Source organism: Enterobacter sp. P82 (genome assembly GCF_037053385.1).
Classification (GTDB): Bacteria; Pseudomonadota; Gammaproteobacteria; order Enterobacterales; family Enterobacteriaceae; genus Enterobacter.
The window spans coordinates 2021401-2043537 of the sequence record NZ_JBALHX010000001.1; the positions used below are offsets into that span (position 1 = coordinate 2021401).

The 22137-nt window shown below is 53.3% G+C and carries 25 protein-coding genes; 8 read left to right on the forward strand and 17 right to left on the reverse strand.

What is annotated here, in order from left to right; all coding sequences use genetic code 11:
- Window positions 1-45 precede the first annotated feature (45 nt).
- Genes WB237_RS09605 through gspC form a run of 12 tightly spaced genes read right to left on the reverse strand, consistent with a single transcriptional unit; the run spans window position 46 to window position 10724 of the window.
- On the reverse strand, window positions 46-843 hold the full coding sequence (locus WB237_RS09605) for a prepilin peptidase (RefSeq protein ID WP_336212569.1): 798 nt from the start codon (window positions 841-843) through the stop codon (window positions 46-48).
- The gene (locus tag WB237_RS09610; protein ID WP_336212571.1) at window positions 840-1325 is read right to left on the reverse strand and encodes a type II secretion system protein M; all 486 of its coding nucleotides are present in this window, start codon (window positions 1323-1325) and stop codon (window positions 840-842) included. The genes WB237_RS09605 and WB237_RS09610 overlap by 4 nt, the downstream gene beginning before the upstream one ends.
- Entirely contained in the window at window positions 1322-2455 is a 1134-nt protein-coding gene (gene gspL, locus WB237_RS09615; RefSeq protein WP_336212573.1) for a type II secretion system protein GspL, read from the reverse strand. Before gspL ends, WB237_RS09610 begins: the two co-directional genes overlap by 4 nt.
- 15 nt (window positions 2456-2470) lie before the next feature.
- Window positions 2471-3481: a type II secretion system minor pseudopilin GspK gene (gene gspK, locus WB237_RS09620; protein ID WP_336212575.1), complete on the reverse strand. Its 1011-nt coding sequence runs from the start codon at window positions 3479-3481 to the stop codon at window positions 2471-2473.
- Window positions 3478-4083, reverse strand: a complete 606-nt coding sequence (gspJ, locus tag WB237_RS09625) for a type II secretion system minor pseudopilin GspJ (RefSeq protein ID WP_336212577.1) — start codon at window positions 4081-4083, stop codon at window positions 3478-3480. Before gspJ ends, gspK begins: the two co-directional genes overlap by 4 nt.
- Window positions 4080-4460, reverse strand: a complete 381-nt coding sequence (gene gspI, locus WB237_RS09630; RefSeq protein WP_028019285.1) for a type II secretion system minor pseudopilin GspI — start codon at window positions 4458-4460, stop codon at window positions 4080-4082. The genes gspJ and gspI overlap by 4 nt, the downstream gene beginning before the upstream one ends.
- Window positions 4453-4938, reverse strand: coding sequence for a type II secretion system minor pseudopilin GspH (gene gspH / locus WB237_RS09635; protein WP_028019286.1), 486 nt, complete (start codon window positions 4936-4938; stop codon window positions 4453-4455). The genes gspI and gspH overlap by 8 nt, the downstream gene beginning before the upstream one ends.
- Entirely contained in the window at window positions 4938-5387 is a 450-nt protein-coding gene (gspG, locus tag WB237_RS09640; protein ID WP_336212581.1) for a type II secretion system major pseudopilin GspG, read from the reverse strand. Before gspG ends, gspH begins: the two co-directional genes overlap by 1 nt.
- A 3-nt stretch (window positions 5388-5390) precedes the next feature.
- Window positions 5391-6599, reverse strand: a complete 1209-nt coding sequence (gspF, locus tag WB237_RS09645; protein ID WP_336212583.1) for a type II secretion system inner membrane protein GspF — start codon at window positions 6597-6599, stop codon at window positions 5391-5393.
- Window positions 6599-8077, reverse strand: a complete 1479-nt coding sequence (gspE, locus tag WB237_RS09650) for a type II secretion system ATPase GspE (RefSeq protein ID WP_336212585.1) — start codon at window positions 8075-8077, stop codon at window positions 6599-6601. The genes gspF and gspE overlap by 1 nt, the downstream gene beginning before the upstream one ends.
- A 12-nt stretch (window positions 8078-8089) precedes the next feature.
- The gene (gspD, locus tag WB237_RS09655) at window positions 8090-9979 is read right to left on the reverse strand and encodes a type II secretion system secretin GspD (RefSeq protein ID WP_336212587.1); all 1890 of its coding nucleotides are present in this window, start codon (window positions 9977-9979) and stop codon (window positions 8090-8092) included.
- A 13-nt stretch (window positions 9980-9992) separates the two neighbouring features.
- Entirely contained in the window at window positions 9993-10724 is a 732-nt protein-coding gene (gene gspC / locus WB237_RS09660; protein WP_336212589.1) for a type II secretion system protein GspC, read from the reverse strand.
- Window positions 10725-11022: 298 nt separating this feature from the next.
- Here gspC and WB237_RS09665 point away from each other — a divergent pair, with 298 nt between their 5' ends.
- Window positions 11023-12570 (forward strand): ExeA family protein, encoded by a 1548-nt coding sequence (locus WB237_RS09665; RefSeq protein WP_336212591.1) that lies wholly within the window; start codon window positions 11023-11025, stop codon window positions 12568-12570.
- Window positions 12570-13139 (forward strand): hypothetical protein, encoded by a 570-nt coding sequence (locus WB237_RS09670; RefSeq protein ID WP_336212593.1) that lies wholly within the window; start codon window positions 12570-12572, stop codon window positions 13137-13139. Before WB237_RS09665 ends, WB237_RS09670 begins: the two co-directional genes overlap by 1 nt.
- Here the strand turns inward: WB237_RS09670 and WB237_RS09675 are convergent, their stop codons facing one another.
- From WB237_RS09675 to WB237_RS09685, 3 genes are all read right to left on the reverse strand, one after another.
- The gene (locus tag WB237_RS09675; RefSeq protein WP_336212596.1) at window positions 13140-13763 is read right to left on the reverse strand and encodes a helix-turn-helix domain-containing protein; all 624 of its coding nucleotides are present in this window, start codon (window positions 13761-13763) and stop codon (window positions 13140-13142) included.
- 267 nt (window positions 13764-14030) lie between these two features.
- A complete protein-coding gene (locus WB237_RS09680; RefSeq protein ID WP_049005435.1) occupies window positions 14031-14861 on the reverse strand; it encodes an N-acetylmuramoyl-L-alanine amidase in 831 nt (276 codons plus the stop codon).
- Complete coding sequence (locus WB237_RS09685) at window positions 14858-15181, reverse strand: heavy metal-binding domain-containing protein (protein WP_023310944.1); 324 nt, start codon at window positions 15179-15181, stop codon at window positions 14858-14860. Before WB237_RS09685 ends, WB237_RS09680 begins: the two co-directional genes overlap by 4 nt.
- A 97-nt stretch (window positions 15182-15278) precedes the next feature.
- Between WB237_RS09685 and WB237_RS09690 the strand changes: the two genes are divergently transcribed.
- From WB237_RS09690 to artJ, 6 genes are all read left to right on the forward strand, one after another.
- Window positions 15279-15797, forward strand: a complete 519-nt coding sequence (locus tag WB237_RS09690) for a lipoprotein (protein WP_028019296.1) — start codon at window positions 15279-15281, stop codon at window positions 15795-15797.
- Between the two features lie 226 nt (window positions 15798-16023).
- On the forward strand, window positions 16024-16752 hold the full coding sequence (artP, locus tag WB237_RS09695) for an arginine ABC transporter ATP-binding protein ArtP (RefSeq protein ID WP_028019297.1): 729 nt from the start codon (window positions 16024-16026) through the stop codon (window positions 16750-16752).
- A gap of 19 nt (window positions 16753-16771) precedes the next feature.
- Window positions 16772-17503 carry an arginine ABC transporter substrate-binding protein ArtI gene (artI, locus tag WB237_RS09700; RefSeq protein WP_008500032.1) on the forward strand — a complete coding sequence of 244 codons (732 nt, stop codon included), beginning with the start codon at window positions 16772-16774 and terminating at the stop codon, window positions 17501-17503.
- Window positions 17504-17509: 6 nt separating this feature from the next.
- Window positions 17510-18226, forward strand: coding sequence for an arginine ABC transporter permease ArtQ (artQ, locus tag WB237_RS09705; protein ID WP_336212604.1), 717 nt, complete (start codon window positions 17510-17512; stop codon window positions 18224-18226).
- Entirely contained in the window at window positions 18226-18894 is a 669-nt protein-coding gene (gene artM, locus WB237_RS09710) for an arginine ABC transporter permease ArtM (RefSeq protein WP_024907847.1), read from the forward strand. The genes artQ and artM overlap by 1 nt, the downstream gene beginning before the upstream one ends.
- Before the next feature lie 173 nt (window positions 18895-19067).
- The gene (gene artJ, locus WB237_RS09715; RefSeq protein ID WP_028019301.1) at window positions 19068-19799 is read left to right on the forward strand and encodes an arginine ABC transporter substrate-binding protein ArtJ; all 732 of its coding nucleotides are present in this window, start codon (window positions 19068-19070) and stop codon (window positions 19797-19799) included.
- Between the two features lie 42 nt (window positions 19800-19841).
- Here the strand turns inward: artJ and WB237_RS09720 are convergent, their stop codons facing one another.
- Together WB237_RS09720 and WB237_RS09725 are read right to left on the reverse strand one after the other, a co-directional pair.
- Window positions 19842-21314 carry a sensor histidine kinase gene (locus WB237_RS09720; protein ID WP_336212610.1) on the reverse strand — a complete coding sequence of 491 codons (1473 nt, stop codon included), beginning with the start codon at window positions 21312-21314 and terminating at the stop codon, window positions 19842-19844.
- Window positions 21311-22033 (reverse strand): response regulator transcription factor, encoded by a 723-nt coding sequence (locus tag WB237_RS09725; protein ID WP_336212612.1) that lies wholly within the window; start codon window positions 22031-22033, stop codon window positions 21311-21313. Before WB237_RS09725 ends, WB237_RS09720 begins: the two co-directional genes overlap by 4 nt.
- Window positions 22034-22137 lie beyond the last annotated feature (104 nt).

Genomic DNA, 22137 nt, shown 5'->3' on the forward strand with positions numbered 1-22137 from the left:
TCTTCCACCGTCAAAAAAATTTATAAAAAAACTTGACCTGAATATTTAAAAAATGAAAGCAAACTGCTGACTAATAAACACCACTATTCCAGCAAATGAGAGATACGGCCCGAAAGAAATCGTGAGGTTATTTTTATTTAAATTAAATAAAATGAAATAGCCGACAATACCGCTCAACGCTGCCACTAATTCAAGTACAGGCAACGACTGCCAGCCGCACCAGGCCCCTAAGGCCGCCAGCAGCTTAAAATCGCCGTACCCCAGACCTTCCCGCCCGGTTGTCAGGCGAAACGCCCAATAAAGTAACCAGAGCGACAGGTAACCCGCCACGGCACCGAACAGCGCATCCCGCAAGGGCAACCGGTGGTCAAAAGCATGGAGCAGCAATCCCGCCCAGAGCAGCGGCTGGGTCAGGCAATCCGGCAGCAGTTGATACCGCCAGTCGATCATGGTCAGCGGCAATAAAAAAGCGGCCAGCAGCCAAAGGGAAAACAATGCCTGTACGTCCGGCACACACCAGGCTGTAATACCAAAAAAAAGTGCAGAAAAAAGTTCGATTAAAAATATCCGCAATGGGATGGCGGTGTGGCAGCTTCGACAGCGTCCGCGTAATACCAGCCAGCTGACCAGCGGGATATTCTCCCAGGCGGCAAGCGTGTGCTGGCATACCGGGCAGTGCGAGGCCGGGAACAGCAAATTGCCACTGCCTTCCTCTTCCATCACCATGCCAGGTACGCGCTCGGCGACGACGCCAAGAAAACTCCCCACAATGCTGCCCAATATCGCACTCATTACCGGGAACCCCACAGGCCAGGTGTCCCGCATCAGCGCGAAAGTATTCATGCGGTTTTGCTCCAGGTGAGCTGTACTTCTGCTTTCACATCACTGAGGTGATCGACCGGTGTGAGGTTCATTTTTTGCAGTCTGACACCGGATGTCTGGTTAATTTCCCGCAGCCAGCTTTTTAATTCGTAGACATTAACGCGACTAACCACGAACGATAATGTTTGTCCATCCTGACGCACATCGGTCAGAGAGAGATTAATTTCATGTGCGCTGTTTTCCACCACCGTGCGCGGATTGTTTGTTTTAACAACCTGAACCGGAAGGTGGTTTTTATTTATTTCGCTGCGCATCCAGTTCAGCGTCTCTTTTTGTCTGGTGAGCGTGGCTTTACTATTTTGAATCATATTATCCAGAGGGATAACACCTGCATAATATATAGCGCTCCCGAATATGGCGACGGCACATATTTTCAGGACAGTTTTTTCTCTGGCGCTGTAATGCTGATAACGAGACTTGAGCTGGGCGATTCGCGCTTTCATTTATATTTCCCTGCAATCATGGCGGTATAAGGTGCAGACGTAGAAACAGGCTGGAGTGTGAAATCAAAATATTCACCCGCCTGATCCACAAACGTCTGCAAGGCAGTTTGGTTTTGCGAACTCACGCTCAGCGTCAACGTGTTTTGCCGGGCATCGTATTCGAGCAAAGTGATCTCCACTCCTGGTACCGCCTGTCTGGCTTTTTCCAGATCGTCCAGTTGCAGAAATACCCCTTTACGCTGCTTTTTCATGTTTTGACCAAAGTGATATTTGATATTGGTCTGCTGGCGCATGCTGGGGAAATGGTGCTGGTAAACCTGAAGGATCTCCTGCTGAACCTGATTTTCCTGTTGCACCAGCATCCATGCCATGGCGATCCGCGGGCCCAGTAACAGGCCAAGAGAGAGCAAGCCTGCTGCGGCCATCGCCGCTTTGATGCTCTTCGCGGCTTTACCCGTGGTCGCTTTCGCGCTGAACTGACCATGCAGGAGCGTGACGCGGCAGGTTTGCCACTGCGGCTGGATCAACACCAGTGGATGCTGCCAGGGTTGCACGGTATCGACGTCAACATCGGCAGGCGTTTCCCCGTAACAGCACACCTCTCCCTCTCCCGCTTTCTGCAGTAAAAGGGGCAACAGGCCCGGCGCTATTTCGCAGGCGACATGCGGTGATAAACGCAGCCAGTAACCGTCGTCCATGGCGACAAGCGTGCTTCCGCCTGCCGTTGCAGGCAGCAACCAGGCATCCGGCAGCGCCTGTATGACCGTCAACCCAGCGTCCTGACAGCGGTTTAACCACCCGCGCAGACAATCGGCGTCGATGGCTACGGCGTCCACCTCGGCACCCTTTTTGTTAAGCACTGTCCAGTGAAGGTTGTCCACATCGCCAATCAGCGTCTCTTCCGCCATCCACGAGAACGCCGTCGCCTGCGAGGCGACTTTCTTCGGCAACGTAAAATGGCGGAAAATCATATTACTCGCGGGCAGCAGCAGACAAACTCGGGCGGCCAGAGGATGGTTCACCAGTGCGTCCAGGCTATCCACCACCTCAACCTGTTCGCTGCCGGAGAGACACCACATAATTTTCCCGTCCTCGCGGCTGTCGGGACGAACAAAAAGTACCTGTTTCATAGTGTTCTACTTTTCTTATTCAATCATTCGGTAACGACGTTGCCACGTCACGATCTCGCCAGCCTCATTGTTGACCTGAAGCTGGCTCACCACGCGAAGCGTTAATTCATCGGTATTGCCGGTATAATTGACGCGGAAATACCGACTATTGGTTGAGAAGAACTCAGCCACCTGCGGGAGATCGTCCTTTAGCTGTGGGAAGGCCCGTTCCAGCGCTTTGCTGAACGCTTCCATATTTTCCCAGCCAGTTTCAGGGCGCGATTCAATCAGGCGCAGGGCGTCATCTTCATTCATTTTTCCGGGGAACATCGCGGCCAGTAAGGCCGCCTGCGCCGGTTTCAGCGTGTTCACATCCACCTTGCTGGCGGAGTCCGGTAATGCGCATAACAGCTTGCTCACCTTCGGGTATGCCGTTGCCGGAAATGCCGGCAGCAGCGTGATCTCCGCAATCGTGCGCATCATCTGGTTCGCCGGTTGACGGACAGGCACCACGCCAGCCCAGGCATCGGTCTCGGTACCTTCTTTGGCCGTCGTCATATCGCCATCGAGATAGTCCACCAGCTGTTGATACACCTCTTCTGCCGCGGAGTGACTCAGGCCACTCTCTGTCAGAAGCTGTTCAACAATCAGCTCCTTACGCGATTTTTTCGGCGTGACAGGCACATTTTGCCCTTGCGCAATTTTCTCAGCGGCCAGCAGGTTATTAACGTTAAAACAGTCCTGCGCGTCTTCTATCTGGCTGACGACCGTATAGTCTTCCCCGCGTGTTTCCAGCGGTTGATGCCAGTCGCCCTCAAGCGTGAGGGCTTTACTCTCGCCGCTGGCGTCGGCTTGCAGCCGGTCTTTCACCACCTTCTCCTGCGCCTGCATCGCCCAGCGCAGCTGCTGCTGGCTCACCTGGTAATGCGTTTTTTGCAGGTTGCGGCAAAATTGCTGGCTGATTTTAGCGGCCAGCGCCGACATCATGACCAGCAGGATCAACACCACCAGCAGGGCCACCCCTTTCTGTTTGCGTAATACACTCATGATGTTGCTTCCGGTGCCGCTGGCGACACAGGCGACGCAGCTTCCGGCAGATCGCCCGGGGTCGTAAACACCCAGCGCCAGGTATCACCGTTTTCCATGGTCAGCGTCAGTTCTACGCCGTCCGGCAGATGCGCCGGGTCGCTCCAGCTTTTCAGCCAGCCCTGACGGTAAAAACGCCACTGCAGGGATTTCACCTCGCTGACAATCGGCACCTCGTCGGGTTTGGCGTCCACCGGGCCGTCAATCACCGGCCAGACGTCGCGATACAGGTGCCCCTCTTCCAGCCGCCAGCGCACGCGCTCCAGTTGTACCGTTCCGCTCACGCCGTTCAGGGTGGTCAATTCAAGCGCATCACCAACCTGACGAAACCGATCCGGCTCGTTACGCGGGGCACGCGCCTGAAGCTGGTAGAAATCACGCTCCATCAGGTTCCAGGCCCGCTGAAGCTGATTGAGCTTCGCCGCGCTGGCATCAGTTGCCGAGCTGGTACGCATCGCGCCGTCCAGAATTTGCCAGGCCAGAGTGCTGATCACCGCAAAGATGGTCAGCGCAATCATGATCTCCAGCAGGGTAAATCCGCGCTGGCGTCGGGTTTTCTTCACTTGCTCTCTCCCGGCCCAATGATTTGCAGTGAGATTACCGGCTGGCTGTCGTCGCCTTCCGCATACACGCGGATGGCGTTAGCCCAGCTGTTGTCGGCGGTTTTGACCCGCTGCTTGCGCCAGTTCCAGCTGCGTCCGCCCATGATTTCCGTTCCCTGCTGCTCAGCATCCGGGAAGTCGGTTTTCGCGAGCTGCGCTTCCGCCAGCTGGTTCTCGGCCACCCAGCTCGCCTGCAATGTGTCGGCCAGACCATGGGTGAAACGCACGTTCAGGGAGACCGAGTTCATCAGCGCCAGTGCGGCAGTCGAGAAGATGACCAGCGCGACCATCACCTCCAGCAGCGTCATGCCCTTTTGCTTAGCGTTGCCTTTAGTCATCGTTTTCTACCGATACCGGGGCCGCACCTTGCGACACCACGCGGAAATGGTGCTGTTTGTCGTAGCTTTGCAGCGTCAGCGTGAAGCGGCTGATTTCACCGTCCGGCAAAAAGAGCACCTGCGGCTCGGAGGCGACCGTGGCGGCAAGACGCTGCGGCGAGAGCGAAACGTGCATTTCCTCAGGGAAATCGCCTTTGGTGGTAATACGACCTGCGGATAACGGTACCCAGTGCCGCTCGCCGTTTTTATCGTCGAGCGTCACCAACTGATAGTTATCCGTGGTTAGCACCAGCCCGACGATATTTCCGTCCATCACCGCACGGTCTGAACCATAATCAACGAGGGCTTTTAATTGCTGACCAAATATATCCGCACCGCTGCGCGAAGGTATTGTTGACACAACCATCATGGCGCAACTGGCAAATATCACCAACGCCAGAATAATTTCCAGCAACGTAAAGCCGCGTTGATTTTTCATTATTTCTCTTTCTTATCCAGAGACCAGTTCGTAATATCATCGGCAGTATTGGCTTCACCGTCAGGCCCTGCAGAGAAGACATCGACCGCACCGTGTTCGCCCGGGCTCACCAGAATATACTCTCCTCCCCACGGGTCCTGCGGCAGGCGACGAATATAGCCGTCAGCACGGTAGCCGTTCGGGATTGGCGCGATTTCAGGTTTAGTCACCAGCGCCTGCAAACCCTGTTCCGTTGTCGGATAACGGTGGTTATCCAGCTTATACATATCCAGGGAGCCTTCGAGCGCGACAATATCGCTGGTCGCTTTTTGGGTATCGGCCTTTTCTTTATTTCCCATTAAGTTTGGCACCACCATACTCGCTAACACGCCGAGAATAACAATAACCACCATTAATTCGAGCAAAGTAAACCCCGCCTGACGTGCCAGGTGTTTTCTTTTCATAACCATGTTTTAACCTACCATATTATTAAGTTGCAGAAGCGGTTGTAATATTGACAGCACGATGAATAAAACAATCGTTGCCATAGATACCACCAGTGCCGGTTCAAATACCGACAGCGTTAACGTAATTCGATGCTGTAATGCCGATTCCTGGTTTTCCGCCGCGCGATCCATTAAATTGCCTAATTCGCCGCTCTCTTCGCCGGAGGCAATCATATACAGCATGGTCGCCGGGAATAATTTCGCTTGTTCCAGCGCGGCATACAGCGACGCCCCCTGGCGCACGGTATCTGCTGCCTGCTCCAGCACCTGCCGGGCATAGAGGTTTTCAATGCCGTCCATCGCGATATACATCCCTTCCAGTAACGGCACGCTGCTGGCCTGAAGAATACTCAGGGTACGGATATAACGGGCACTGTTAATGGCGCACACCAGCTTTTTAACTGGCGATCCGTTAACCAGCCAGCGGTTCCATTTGAAACGGTTTTTGGTATGCCTGAGCCAGGTCTTAAAGCCGATGAATCCCCCGCCCAGCACGCCGACAATGTAGATGCCGTAGGCCTGCAGGAAATCACTCACCGCAATCAGCGTCCGGGTGGTGATCGGCAGTTGCTGCTTCATGTGGGTGAACTGCTCGATCACCTGCGGCACCACCGCCACCAGCAGAATACTGATGACCGCGATGGCCACCACCGTCAGGGTGATGGGGTAGACCATCGCCTGCGTCAGCTTGCTTTTCATCTTCTGACGCTGCTCGTTGTACTCGGCCAGCTTCTCCAGCACGTCGCCCAGGTGGCCGGTCTTTTCACCAGCCATCACCAGCGTGCAGTAGAGTTTGTCGAAGGTGCGCGGAAACTGGCTGAAGGCGTCAAAGAGCGTGTGCCCTTCCACCACCTTCTCGCGGATCTCCACCACCATCGCCGCCAGCTTTTTGTCTTCCGTCTGCTTCGAGATTGCTTTCAGCGCGCTCTCCAGCGGCAGCGCGGCGTTGACCAGCGTGGAGAGCTGGCGGGTAAACATCGACAGTACCGGGGTGGAGAGCTTTGTCCCCGTTTTCGCTTTTCCAGCTGACGCTGCTTCACGGGTCTCGGTGATGCTGACGGGCATCAGCTTTTGCTCGCGCAACATCTGGCGAACCTGCTTCTGCCCTTCGGCCTGCAACGCTCCACGCACGGTTTTGCCCGCGACATCCGTTGCCGTCCAGGCGTAGAAGGCCATTACGCATCCCCTCCACGCTCGGCGGTCACCCGCATCACCTCTTCAAGAGACGTTACGCCGCCGATCACTTTCAACAGCCCGTTTTCACGCAGACTGTAGGCCTGCTTAAAGAGCTGTGTTTCGATGGACATCTCGTCTTTATCTTCATGAATGGCGCGGCGCATAGTGCTGTCCACCACCAGGAATTCATGAATACCGGCCCGACCCTGATAGCCGCTCTGGCGGCAGTGTTCGCACCCTACCGCGCGATAAATCATTTTGGGTGGCGTCGCCATAAAGCCGAACAGCGCCTTTTCATTGTCATCCAGCGGACTGGTGGTTCGACAGTGAGAACACAACCGACGCACCAGACGCTGGGCAATGACACCGAGTAACGATGAACCGATTAAAAAGGACTCCAGCCCCATATCCCGCAGACGGGTAATCGCCCCTGCGGCACTGTTGGTGTGCAGCGTAGACATAACCAGGTGACCGGTCAGCGACGCCTGCACCGCAATTTGCGCGGTCTCACCATCACGAATTTCCCCAATCATCACCACGTCCGGGTCCTGACGCAGAATTGCGCGCAGCCCGCGGGCAAAGGTCATGTCCACGCGCGGGTTAACCTGCGTCTGCCCCACCCCTTCCAGCTCGTATTCAATCGGATCTTCAACGGTCAGAATATTGCGTTCATGGCCGTTCAGAGCCGACAGAATGGCGTACAGGGTGGTACTTTTACCGGAACCCGTTGGCCCGGTGACCAGGATAATGCCGTGCGGACGGTCAATCAGCCCTTTTAACTTCTCCAGCTCTTCATCAATCAACCCCAGTTTGTTGATGTCGGGCTTGAGATTGCTTTTATCGAGCAGACGCATCACCACACGCTCGCCATACTGGGATGGAATGGTCGACACACGCACGTCAATCGCCTTACGACCAATGCGCAGGGAGATACGGCCATCCTGCGGCAGGCGCTTCTCGGCAATATCGAGTTTTGACATGACCTTAATACGTGACACCAGCAGCGGCGCGAGTTTACGCGCGGGTTGCAACACCGGGCGCAGTACGCCGTCGACGCGGAAGCGAATACTCAGCGTGCGCTCGAAAGTTTCGATATGAATATCTGACGCACCATCCTTAACCGCCTCGCCGAGAATGGCGTTGATCAGGCGGATCACCGGGGAGTTTTCGTCGTTATCGAGCAGATCTTCGTTATCCGGGATCTCCTCGGTTAACGCCATCAGATCGATATCCGCGTCCATATCGTCCACCAGCTGCTGAGACACACCGCTGCTCTGCTGCCAGATTTTAGCCAACATCTCATCGAAGGCGTCAGACGTCAGGGTTACCGGAACAAACGCACGCCCCAGCACCCGGTGAACCTCCAGCAGAGCAAACGCCGGGGTGTCATCACGGATATAGACATCATTGTTGTAAAATAAAACGCCATTATCTTTCGCGTAGCTACTGCTACACAGAGTTTTACTCAGCTCGTCCACGTTATGCCTCCCTTACTCTTTAAATGGATTGCGGGAGGTAGAGGGTAATGCAGGCAAGATCGCATTATCGGTTGGTTCAACGATGCCGAGTTTTTTCTCTTCCATACGCTGCTGCTGGCGGGCGCGGATCTGGTCATATTTCTCTTTCGACGCCGCACTGTAGTTATCGTCGTCACGCAGGACAGTGGTATGGATGAATACCATCAGGTTGCGTTTGGACGTATCCTGCGAGGTGTAGCGGAACAGCTGACCGACCAGCGGGATATCGCCGAGCAGCGGCACTTTGGAAACCGACTGTTTGGTGACGTTTTCCATCAGTCCGCCAAGCACCACCGTCTGCCCACTGTGCACCATCACTTCGTTGTTGATAGTACGGGTGTTGAAGGTTGGGCCGAGGCTGGCGTCTTCCGTTGCGCTGTTGTCGACGCTGGATACTTCCTGCTCGATCTTCAGATGGATCATATCCCCGTCGTTGATTTGCGGCACAATCTTCAGCTTGGTACCGACCGTCTTACGCTCAACAGAGTTAAAGACGTTGTCACCACTGGTGGTTTGCGAACCGGAAAGCACCGGCACATCCTGACCCACGTTGAACGACGCTTCTTTGTTATCCAGCGTGACCACGCTTGGGGTCGAAAGAATGTCATTTTTGCCATCGGTGGAGAGCGCGGTCATCAGGGCCCCGAAATCACCGTTAAAGAATCCTGTCGCCAGGCCAGTGAAACTTGCCCCTTTCATCACGCCATTTTTCACCTGGCTGATGGGCAGCCCGGTAGAGCCGAACTGCACACCACCGTGTTTACTGGTCCACTGCACGCCGAGGTCCAGTCCGTTACCGTCCTGCACCTCAGCAATGATCGCTTCCACCAGTACCTGCGGACGGCGGATGTCGAGCTTGTCGATCACCTTCTCCAGAGAGTTCATCACGTTTGGCTGCGCGGTGATCACCAGCGAGTTGGTTGCCTCATCAGCGGTAATGTTCAGATCGCTTGTCGCAGTAGCGGTTTTCGCCTTTGGCGTACCCGCTTTGTCTTTCAGCTGTTCGCCAATACCGGTAAGCACCGGAACCACTTTCGTGGCACTGGCATACTTGAGATAGAAGACTCGGGTGTTACCCTCGTTGTTCTGCTCGCGATCCAGTTGATGAATGAGAGAACGGGTACGCATCCGCGCATCTTCCGAACCGCTGATCACCAGACTATTCGTTTCGTCATCCGCCACCACTTTGGTAGCCAGTTGCGGCGCGTTTTGCCCTTTCTGCTCTTCGTTGTTGAGATTGTTCAACATGTCTGAGAGCTCCTTCGCGGACGCAAAGCGCAGCGGCACAATCTCACGACGCTGAACGCCGTCTTTATCCACGCGCTGAACCAGATCCACCAGGCGGTTCACCACTGAGGCTTTACCGGTTAACAGCAGCACGTTGGAGGGCTCAAAATGGACCACGTTGCCGATGCCGGTGGCATCGTTAAGCTGACGCAGCAGCGGGGCCAGCTCACGCACCGGCACGTTTTCCATGCGCACGACGCGAGTGATGATCTCATCACCCTTGCCCGGATTTTTGCTGTCTGCCAGCGGTGCACCGGCGGTGCGGGCTACGCTTGAGCGCACCACTTTGACCATACCGTTGTCCATCGGGATCACCGACAGCCCGTACAAATCCAGCACGCTCAGAAAGAACTGGTAATACTCATCTTCCGTCAGCACGTTGTAGGTTCTGACCGACACCGTGCCCTGAACGGACGGGTCGACGAGAATGGTTTTATTAAGATTGCGGCCAACCGTATCAATAAACTCGCGGATATCGGTATTTTTAAAGCTCGCGCTAAAGTTGGCTGCAAGCAGCGAACTCGAATATAACGACAATGCGGTCAGCGCCACGCACGCCCAGGGAAATTTCTTCATGTCTGTACACTTGTTAATTGTTTAGAACATTAACCCGAATATTTTCAAGGTGAGCGTGACGTCTGACGACGACCTCCGCTTCTTTCATTTTCGACCAACTGGCAATAATACTTTTTGCCTTTGCTTGATCGGTCATATCGACTGAGTTCACTTCTACTGCCACATCCCCTTTTTTCAACCCTGAATGGCTGTAGAAGGTGGAAGCATCCTTTGGATTAATGTTATAGCCTTCCAGCTGCCCCTTTTCGATTATTGGTTTTAACACCAGATAATCATCCAGATGCACATTGTCCGCACCTGCATCTTTCGTCGAATGGGTTACCGGGCCGTTGTCAACGCCGCCCTTAAAATAATCAGGTTTATTTAAAGCCAGTACCTGCGTAGCACCTTCGTAATTAACCACCACATTATCTTTGTTAATTTCCTGAATATAGGCATCGTTAAATCCGGCCAGTGGCTCACCTTCGCGGTAACTCTTTTGACCACCAGGGGTTTTGATCACAGCGAAGGAAAGCCAGGCATCATCACTGCGTACGATGCCTTCAATTTCCGCAGCCAGAGGGGCTTTGACTGCCGTAGGTAAGTTATCCTGACGTACAGCAGCGGCGAAAAGTGTGAATGTCTTTTCTTCACGAGGATTTTTCTCTGGCTGCACATCAGAATTAACCAACTTATTCGTCACTTTTTTATAATCTTTAAACGTCCGATACCCTTGCTGGCCGCAAAAAATTAACAGCACAAACATAATGCAAGGCGTTATCCACCGAGACAGATATGAGAACCTCATTTTTCATCTGGCCTTTAGCAAAGCGAAAATAAGCAGCATCACGCTGCGCTAATATGTGTGGAAAGCGTAATCCCTCGCGATAAATACGACCACTGGCTTTGCCGCTAACTTTCATGAAAAAACATATTGACCGTATAAAATTCAGATGTTAGGTATCGACAGCAGGATATTTTTACCCTGTGTATAAATTGCCCCCTCGGTGGCGTTGCTTTACTTTCTCGTCCTGTTGCTATTCAATCAGAGACGGTAAGTCGTTATGTATCAGAGCCACTTTAATTTTAAAAATCCGCCCTTTCGCAAGATCACTCGTTTATCCGGGGATTTTCTGGTGCCTTATCATCAGGACGTTTTCAACCTGCTGAAAGAGAAAACCCAGCTGGCGGGAATTACGGGGCTCTTTTCTGACGATCTCCCTCTGCTGGGCCAGTTCAGCGATACCCTGAAATCTGCTAACCCCAATGTTCTTGCCATCAACGCGTTCCCAAAACTGAGTGCCAGTAGCCTGCTGTATAAGCTCAACCCGGGAACGAAAGAGAACAAGAACAGGATTCAGGCGGTGGATGCGGTGTTGCACCAGTGGCAAGGCGGTAAAACCAGGTCGAAAGTGCTGGTGATCACCCACACCGAAGCCATGAAAGACACCTGCCGGGAGGTGCTGGCTCTGTTGCTCACGCGCGCCCAGGAGCTGGAGTTTGGTCTTTCCATCGTGCTGATGGGTGCAGAGGATCAGGAAGCCGTCCTGATGAAGCAATCTGTGTTGCGGGAATATACGCACACCCATCACACGTTGCGCTCCCTCACCTGCCGGGAATATCTCAACTACGTGCAGGCGCAGTGTGACGAACAGGGATGTGAGAACTCACCGTTAACCCCGGCCCGCGTGCGTAAAATGCATGCCCTGACCAAAGGGAATATCAGCAAGCTGAATGAACTGGCACACCTCGCGATGCTTGCCGCCTGGACCGAGCGTGCAAGCCAGGTCAGCCCACGTCATTTACGCCTGGCCGCGGGAGAGGCCCTGCCCGGGAAAAAATGCGGTAAGCGCCTGGCAACCGTGGGATTATTCGCGTCTGTGCTGTTCGCTGCCTGCGGCTGGTATTTCAGCTCAGCGATGACGGCCCGCCTTCCGGTTCAACTGCCGGTTCCGGTGAGCTGGCAGCATCAGACGCCAAAAGTTCAGGCGCCTGTCGTACCGGTTATCGACAACGAAATGATCACCCCGTCAGATGCCATGCATCAGCTCTACCTGATGTGGGGTTATGACGCCTCGGCAGACGATGCTCTGTGTCAAAACGCCGCGAAGGTGAACCTGATGTGTAAACAGGGAAATGCCTCACTGGAGGTGCTGGCACAGGAGGGCTATCCGTGGATCAGTGAACTGAAAACGGGTAACCACCTCAATTATGCCGTGGTCGCCCGCGTCGGAGAGACCTCAATCGACCTGCTGATGAACAACCGCACCTGGCAGGTGAGCCGTAACTGGTTTAAGCAACACGCGACCGGAAACTACACCCAACTGCACAGCCTGACGCCAGAAGGTAAAGACGCGATCGGCACCGCCAGCGACAGTAAAGATATGACCTGGCTTGACCAGCAGTTGAGTCAGGCCCTTGCCCAACCGGAAACCCACTCTCAAACCTGGACGGCGGAAATGATGAAACGCACCCGCGAGTTCCAGCAAAAAATGCATCTGCATGTGGATGGTATTCCCGGGGAAGAGACGTTGATGCAGTTAATGCGCGTAACCAATACCACGCCGAGCGTATTGATTCAGACCACTCAAACGCAGGAGGGGCATTCCTGATGTCTACCATCTGTCTTGCGGCTCAGCGCAGCTACACAACCGGGGAGGCGGTCTGGTTTTCGTATCGTTTCCCCCACCTGAGAACAATATTCACCAACACCGTCGTATGGATGGTGAGTCTGTGTGCCATGCTAATGGCGGGACTGTACACGCATACTTACTGGAACCTGCGTCATCCCGCACCGGAACCGGTCCAAAAAGTCAGCGTCGTAAAACCCGAGACACAGATTTCAGATATGCACTATGTGTATGTGAGTAAGCCGTTCCCCCATCCAGAGCCGAAACCTGCGCCAGTACACCATGATATTCCTGCCATGCAGGATCTTCCCATTAACAGCGATGATGCCGACTGGCAGCAGGCACCTGAGGGTACGGAACCGCACGATACGTCGCGGGATACGTTAACCGAATTGTTTAAGCAGGCATTAAAAGAACAAGAACAGGATTACTCGCACGGAAAAATTCCCGCGCCGCCAGTTGACGAAACGCAGGAGAATTCACAGTCTGGTGTATTACATAAAGCAGATACCCGATCGCCTTTGAGTCAGAAAGGCGATCGGCTGGAATAATTAATATTTCTCAGGCAATGTTGCCATATTAAGGAGACGCCCCTTTTCCACGACAATATACTGACCTTTTTTCAGGTCGGAGAGAATTTTAATGATGGTACTACGCGCCAGATTGGTGTACTCCTGAATATAATCATAAACATTAATATCACGTTGATGATGAATAATCAGTTCATTAATTTCGTACAGGAATTCGCGTACGACTGAATAGGCACTGCGGGCAACCAACACATCGTCTCGTTTGCTCAGCATACAAATGTACCAGGAGAGGACTTTAGTCAGTTCCGGCCATAAGTTGTTTTCAGTCATTAGCTGGGCGAAAACCTCTTTTTTAATTGATCGCACCACGGTATTGGCACGAACGAGGCCATACATGTGCGTTGCGTTGTAGTACATGGCACAGAGACCAAAAATGCACTGGCCCGTTACAGTGAACATACACAGCTCGTCGGATTCACGGCGGAACTCAACTTCGCCGCTGACGATAATATGAATATACTGTGAATCAGAGGTCGATATTTTTTGCCATTTCTTTAAGGTTCTTTCTTCAAAACCTGACGTTGCAGAGATAATGGTTTCCATTTCATGCTGCGGACGTAATTTTTTCGCATAGATGCTTAACATTATTATACCCGATTTAAGATGTGAAATTTAAAAAGCAAGACTAAGGTATAAGACCTTAACCTTTTAATATTTTCCTGATGATATTCTCAAGGAGAAAATAAAGGACGAGTACGTTATATTTATCTGCTGCATTACTTAGCAAGCTATGTGTCTATCTTAAATCCGGATAATTTTAAGTCAATTAACTAAAAATGAATTGAGTTTGTACTTAAGATTAATCTCAAGCAATTCAGCATAAACAGGCGCATTCGGGGGCAATCCGAAGGATTACCCCTGCCCGTATTTCTCCAGAAGTGCTTCTGCAATGGCCATCGTTTCGATATCCGCGACTCCGTTCCACAGATCGGGCCGGAAATGCATCTGGAAGACCATGATGATGCGTTTTTGCTGCGCCGGCGTACTGTCTGCAGGTACTTCATAGCCATAACGCGCAAGGAGATCGAGTAACGCGGGAGTATCCACCTGCTGATAGCGCGGACGCCCGTTCATATAGAACGCAACACGTGCGGGATCGGGCCATGCGCCGATGCCTTGCTGAGCCAGTTGCCGCCACGGAAACAACGGACCGGGGTCATCTTTACGCTGCGGCGCGATATCCGAATGGGCCACGACATTTTCAGGTCTGATGTTGTAGCGGGCAATAATGTCTTTGGCGAGCGGCACCAGCGCCGCGATCTGCGCAGGTTCAAAAGGAGTAAAGTGCTTAACGCCAGACGTCTTTTGCCAGCCACGGTTTTCCAGCTCAATGCCGACAGATGTATCATTGATACGGTTAGTACCCCGCCAAAAGCTAATGCCTGCATGCCAGGCCAGTTCGCTCTCGGGCACCAGTTGCCAGATGCGCGGTTTTCCTTCCGGTGCCGGTGGCTTTGCAGGGATCAAATAGTGAGAGCTGACGTTTTTATCCGTTAGCGTGGCGAGCGAGCTGTCAAAATCATCCGCGGTGTAGTGGATCACCAGCACCTTGATGCGCGGGTAAGCCGCCTGCGCCTGATGCCGGGTATCCAGCTCGTAGGCACCTTTATCAATAATCCCTTTTTCAGCGGTGCACCCTGCCAGCAACAGCGCCAGCAGGAGCGCCGTAAGCGAACGCGTCATCGAAGAGTTTTCACCGCCGTACCGCTTACGCTCACCATCAGCATGCTGGCATCTTTCCCGACCGTTTCGTAGTCGATATCAATCCCCACGACCGCATCCGCGCCGAGCGCTTCCGCCTGCTCGCCGAGCTCTTTAAAGGCGATCTCGCGCGCTTTGCGCAGCTCTTTTTCGTATGCGCCAGAGCGTCCACCCACGATATCGCGGATGCCGGCAAAAAAGTCACGGAAGATGTTGGCACCGAGAATCGCTTCACCGGTGACCACACCGCAGTACTCGGTAATGGTCTGCCCTTCCAGGGTTGGCGTTGTTGAAAACTGCATATTTTATCTCCTTCTTTAGCGTTCAATGCCTTAGGCACAGCATTATCGGTTCGTTACGCTATGATTGAAAGGATAGTTAATAAATAAGGAAATCAACATGCGCTATTCTGCTTTAACACTTTTCGTGCCCTGCGCGCTGGTGCTCAGCGCCTGTACCACCACGGTCACGCCAGCCTTTAAGGATATCGGTACCCGCAGCGGCCCCTGTATTGATGGCGGCCCGGACACCGTGGCGCAGCAGTTCTATGATTATCGCATACAGCACCGCAGCAACGATCTCACCGGCCTGCGCCCGTATCTGAGCGATGGGCTGGCAAAATTGCTGAACGACGCCACCCGCGATCCGCAGCACAACGCGCTGTTGAAATCCGATCCGTTCTCCAGCCGCGCCACACTGCCTGACAGCGCCGAAGTGGCTAGCGCGTCAACTATTCCGAACACGGATGCGCGAAACATTCCGCTGCGCGTGAAGCTGACTCAGGGTACTCAGACCTGGCAGGATGAAGTGTTGATGATCCGTGAGGGTCAATGCTGGGCGGTGGACGACGTACGCTACGTCGGCGGCAGCGTTCATGCCCCGGCAGGTACGCTGCGTCAGTCGATTGAAAACCGTTAAACCATCCGATACAAAATTGTAACCCCCGAAAAATGTGCGGCATTTCATTCGGAATGCCGACATTTATACTCGCCGACCTTGCCGTTCGCTATTTTGTGCTATGTTTAAGAGGAAATACGGGTTATATTTAACTTTTAACGCAGAAATATTGCATAACTATTCTGTCAACGGTACTATCTGCGGCCTCAATTGCTATAGATTGCCTGGATGAGTAAAGACTGCCCCGATGAGTATTAAACTAAACGGCATTAACTGCTTCTACGGCGCACACCAGGCGCTGTTTGACATCACGCTGAACTGCCCGGAAGGCGAAACGCTGGTTTTGCTTGGCCCAAGCGGTGCAGGTAAAAGCTCCCTTCTGCGTGTCCTTAATCTGCTTGAAATGCCACGTTCAGGTACGCTGGCAATCGCCGGTAACCATTTTGATTTCGCGAAAACCCCGTCAGATAAAGCGATTCGCGAACTGCGTCAAAACGTCGGCATGGTCTTCCAGCAATACAATCTCTGGCCGCATCTGACCGTGCTGCAAAACCTGATTGAAGCCCCGTGCCGCGTGCTGGGGTTAAGCAAAGATCAGGCGATTGCGCGTGCCGAAAAACTGCTGGAGCGTCTGCGTCTTAAGCCTTACAGCGACCGCTATCCGCTGCACCTTTCTGGTGGGCAACAACAGCGTGTGGCGATTGCTCGTGCGCTGATGATGGAGCCTGCGGTACTGCTGTTTGATGAACCAACGGCGGCGCTGGACCCGGAAATCACCGCCCAGATCGTCAGCATTATTCGTGAGCTGGCGGAAACCAATATTACTCAGGTCATCGTAACCCATGAAGTGGAAGTGGCGCGCAAAACCGCCAGCCGCGTGGTTTACATGGAAAACGGTTATATCGTTGAGCAAGGTGATGCGAGCTGCTTCTCCAACCCGCAAACCGATGCCTTCAAAAACTATTTATCTCATTGATTGTGTCAGGGGAAATATAATGAAAAAAGTATTACTTGCCGTGCTGCTTGCTGGCGTTACCCTTTCCGCTACCGCAGCCCAGACCATTCGTTTCGCCACGGAAGCGTCTTACCCTCCGTTTGAGTCCATTGATGCCAACAACAAGATTGTGGGCTTCGATGTGGATCTGGCAAACGCTCTGTGTAAAGAGATCGACGCAACCTGTACCTTCAGCAACCAGGCGTTCGATAGCCTGATCCCAAGCCTGAAGTTCCGCCGTATCGACGCCGTGATGGCCGGTATGGACATCACCCCTGAGCGCGAAAAACAGGTGCTGTTTACCACCCCTTACTACGACAACTCCGCCCTGTTCATTGGTCAGAAAGGGAAATTCACCTCTGTTGATCAGCTGAAAGGCAAGAAAGTCGGTGTACAGAACGGCACCACACACCAGAAATTCATCATGGATAAACATCCGGAGATCACCACTGTTCCGTATGACAGCTACCAGAACGCGAAGCTGGATCTGCAGAATGGCCGTATTGACGGCGTCTTCGGTGATACCGCTGTGGTGACCGAGTGGCTGAAAGCCAACGACAAGCTGGCACCAGTGGGCGACAAAGTGACCGATAAGGATTACTTCGGCACCGGTCTGGGGATTGCCGTTCGTCAGGGCAACACTGAGCTGCAGCAGAAATTTAACGCTGCGCTGGAAAAAGTGAAGAAAGACGGCACCTACGAAACCATCTACAAAAAATGGTTCCAGAAGTAATTCCTGATGAATGAAATTTTTCCTTTAGCAAGCGCCGCCGGGATGACCGTCGGCCTTGCCGTTTGCGCACTGATTATCGGCCTTGTGCTGGCGATGTTCTTCGCGGTGTGGGAATCAGCAAAATGGTTCCCCGTCGCCTGGGCAGGATCCGCGCTGGTCACCGTGCTGCGTGGGCTACCGGAAATCCTGGTGGTCCTGTTTATCTATTTCGGTTCCTCACAGCTGCTGTTAATGCTGTCGGACGGCTTCACCATTAACCTTGGCGTTGCGCAGATCCCGGTGCAGATGCAAATTGAGAATTTTGACGTTAGCCCGTTCCTGTGCGGTGTCATTGCCCTCTCTCTGCTCTACTCCGCCTACGCGTCGCAAACGCTGCGCGGTGCGCTGAAAGCGGTACCGCAGGGGCAATGGGAATCCGGTCAGGCGTTAGGCTTGCCGAAGTCAGCCATCTTCTTCCGTCTGGTGATGCCGCAAATGTGGCGTCATGCCCTGCCGGGGCTCGGTAACCAGTGGCTGGTGCTGCTGAAAGATACCGCTCTGGTGAGCCTGATAAGCGTAAATGATTTGATGCTGCAAACCAAAAGCATCGCCACCCGTACTCAGGAGCCGTTTACCTGGTACATTGTGGCGGCAGCTATCTACCTGGTGATTACGTTGCTCAGTCAGTACATCCTCAAGCGTATTGACCTGCGTGCGACGCGCTTTGAACGGAGACCAGGCTGATGCTTGAATATTTTCCCGAGTTGATGAAAGGGCTTCATACCAGCCTGACGCTGACCGTGGCGTCCATCATCGTCGCGCTGATCCTGGCGCTGATCTTTACCATCATCCTGACGCTAAAAACGCCAGTGCTGGTGTGGATTGTGCGCGGCTACATCACCCTGTTTACCGGTACGCCGCTGCTGGTGCAGATCTTCCTGATTTACTACGGCCCGGGTCAGTTCCCGTCGCTGCAGGACTATCCGGTTATCTGGCACCTGCTCTCTGAGCCGTGGCTGTGTGCCCTGATTGCTCTTTCACTGAACAGTGCGGCCTATACCACCCAACTGTTCTACGGGGCTATCCGCGCTATCCCGGAAGGGCAATGGCAGTCGTGTGGGGCGCTGGGCATGAGCAAAAAAGACACGCTGGCGATTTTGCTACCGTACGCCTTTAAGCGCGCGCTCTCCTCCTACTCCAACGAAGTGGTGCTGGTGTTCAAGAGTACTTCTCTGGCCTACACCATCACCCTGATGGAAGTGATGGGTCACGGACAGCTGCTGTACGGACGCACCTATGACGTGATGGTATTTGGTGCCGCAGGCGTGGTGTATCTGGTGGTTAACGGTCTGTTGACGCTGATGATGCGCCTGATTGAGCGTAAAGCGCTGGCATTTGAGCGCAGAAATTAACCACGCGAATGCATAAAACGGTATTCATGGAGCGGGTAACCTGATGGGTTATCCGCTTTTTTTTACGATAAAAACAATATTTAATCATTTTTATTGCATACAAATTCATTAACTGGCATTGTACATCCAGGCCGCAGACACGGCGCATAAATAAGACAGACGGGAGCATTACAATGAAAAAGTTAGTTCTGGCCGCATTACTCGCAACCTTCGCCGCTGGCGCATCCGCTGCGGATAAAATCAATTTCGGCGTGTCCGCCACCTATCCGCCGTTTGAATCGCTGGATGCCAGCAATCAGATCGTCGGTTTCGATATCGATCTGGCAAAAGCGCTGTGCAAACAAATGCAGGCCGACTGCACCTTTACTAACCATGCTTTTGACAGCCTTATCCCGTCGCTGAAGTTCAAAAAATACGACGCGGTGATCTCCGGGATGGACATCACGCCTGAACGCAGCAAGCAGGTCGCGTTCACCGACCCGTACTACGCCAACTCGGCGGTGGTGATTGCGAAGAAAGGTGCTTATAAATCCTTTGACGAGCTGAAAGGCAAACGCATTGGGATGGAAAACGGGACCACGCACCAGAAGTACCTGCAGGACAAACATCCTGAAGTGAAAACCGTGGCCTATGACAGCTACCAGAACGCGATTATCGACCTGAAAAATGGCCGTATTGATGGCGTGTTTGGTGACACTGCCGTGGTGAACGAGTGGCTGAAAACTAACCCGCAGCTGGGTACCGCAACCGAGAAAGTGACCGATCCACAGTACTTCGGTACCGGTCTGGGCATTGCAGTACGTCCGGATAACAAAGCGTTGCTGGAAAAACTGAACGGCGCCCTGAAAGCAATTAAAGCGGACGGCACCTATCAGAAAATCAGCGATCAGTGGTTCCCGCAGTAAGTATTTTTGCCGGGTGATGGTTTCGCCTTACCCGGCAATTTCTTACAATGGCACAAAGAACCGGAAACGTGCCCCGCTCACCGAATCCATCAGCCTGATCCCTCCCCCATGCAGCTCCAGCATTCGCTTCACAATCAGCAAGCCTAATCCGCCGCGATTCTCCCGCGATGCCTGCGGGTTTAACGCAGAAGGACGCTGAAACAGATCGTCACGCAATGCACGCTCGATACCTGAGCCACTGTCCGCCACCTCAACCTGCAGAAGCCCATTCTCCTGCCAGACCTTAAGCAAAATCTCGCCTCCTGCCGGGGTATGGCGAACGGCATTATCCAGCAAATTCGTGACCACCCGCTCAATCATCGACACATCGGCATACACCAGCGGCAGCGGGCCAGGGACGTCTATATGCATTCGCAACTGCCTTGTCTGCGTGGTCAGCTCGAATTTTTGCGCCACATCTGAAATCAATTCAGCCATGGCAAAACGTTCGCGCTGCGGTTTAATCCCCCCATGCTCAAGGCGCGCCAGTTCAAACAGCTGTTGAGAGAGATGGCGCACTTTCTGTCCCTGACGCAGGGCGATAGCCAGATATTGATTCTGCTCCTCGGCACTCAACGTGGCGGACTTAAGCGAGAGAGTTTCGAGATACCCCAGCAGCGAAGTCAGCGGCGTGCGGAGATCGTGAGAGATATTGGCGATAAACTCCCTGCGCTGACGGTCGCTGTCAGCCAGTTGATCCCATTGTGAAGCAATCTTGCGCGATAACTCGATAAATGTGTTACGAAGCAGTTCGACTTCGTTTTCAGGAGCCAGATTGACCGGCCGGGCGGCCAGACTTTTTATGGCGCTGATGCTGTCCTGCTCAAGATCATTTACCTCGCTGGTTAACTGTTCCACTGGACGGGTAACCCATTTTTTGACCAACCACCAGGCAAGCGCGCCAAACAGTAATGCCAGTAAAAGCGATCCTACAATAGCGTCGGTCAGGGCCTTGTGCCACGCGGTGTTCGCCAGTGCATTCAGGTCTTCACCCTGGAGAATAATATACAAGTAGGAGTGCAGATTGCCGTTAAGGAGGATCGGCGCCACGCTGAACACCTTACGTTGATCCAGACTCCTTGGATCATCGCCATACACAGGAAAAGCGGCCCCGGATAAATAGTTGTTTAACGGGGTAAGGTCGATCGTTTGACGCTTCATGTGCCCGACCGGAGCCGCGTCTGCCACAATATGTCCCTGAGGCGACACGACGTAGAGTTCAACGCTGGGATTAAGCGTCATCAGACGATCGAACAGCGATTTGAGATTCTCAGTGTTTGCTTTACCTTGGTTATCCAGAAGCGGTTCACTGTTCACTATCTGCTGCGCCAACCCCGCTGACAGACGTTGCACCATGGCATCGCCGTACTGCTTACTGCTATAAAGCTGCACGCCACATGCCACAAACATGCATAAAACAAGCGTGGCGCTAAAAAGAAGTGACAGGCGCTGGCTTAACGTTAAGTGGCTTATCATGCGTGGGGCTCCGCTTTTTCGACGGCAAACTTGTACCCTTTCCCCCACACCGTCAGGATGATATCTGGCTCTGCGGCATCTTTTTCAATTTTGACGCGCAGACGGTTAATATGCGTATTTACCGTGTGCTCGTACCCTTCATGCTGGTAGCCCCAGACATGATCCAGCAACGATAAACGGGAGAACACCTCGCCCGGATGACGGGCAAACCAGTAGAGCAAATCAAACTCACGTGGGGTCAAGTCGATGGTTTCCCCCCGCAGGCGAACCTCTCGTGCCAGGGGGTCAATTTCCATGCCGTGACAGCGAATAATGCCCGCCTCCAGACGAAGATTTTGCCCCATTGCTTCCTGACGTCGAAAGAGCGCCTTGACGCGAGCAATCAGCTCCAGAACGGAGAACGGTTTAGGCAGATAATCGTCAGCCCCCATCTCAAGCCCCAGCACCCGGTGCGTCTCGCTGGTGCGAGCGCTGATGATAATGACGGGCAGATAGCGGGTCATCTGGCGGATACGGCGACAGATCTCCAGCCCGTCCACGCCAGGCAGCATCAGATCGAGGATCACGGCATCCCAATGCTGTTTCTCCAGTTGGAGCAGCGCACGTTCGCCATCGGCTTCGTGCACAATCTCAAAACCTTCATCTTTTAAGTTCAGACTCAGGAAGGTGGCGATATCGCTATCGTCCTCCACCAGCAATATTTTCTTTGCGTTACTCATGACCCACATCCACGCCGTTTCATTACAGTTGAGCTTACCTAATAACGCCCGCCGGAGTTATCACATTTTATTTAAACTTCCGTGAGGATGTGGTGACCGAATTT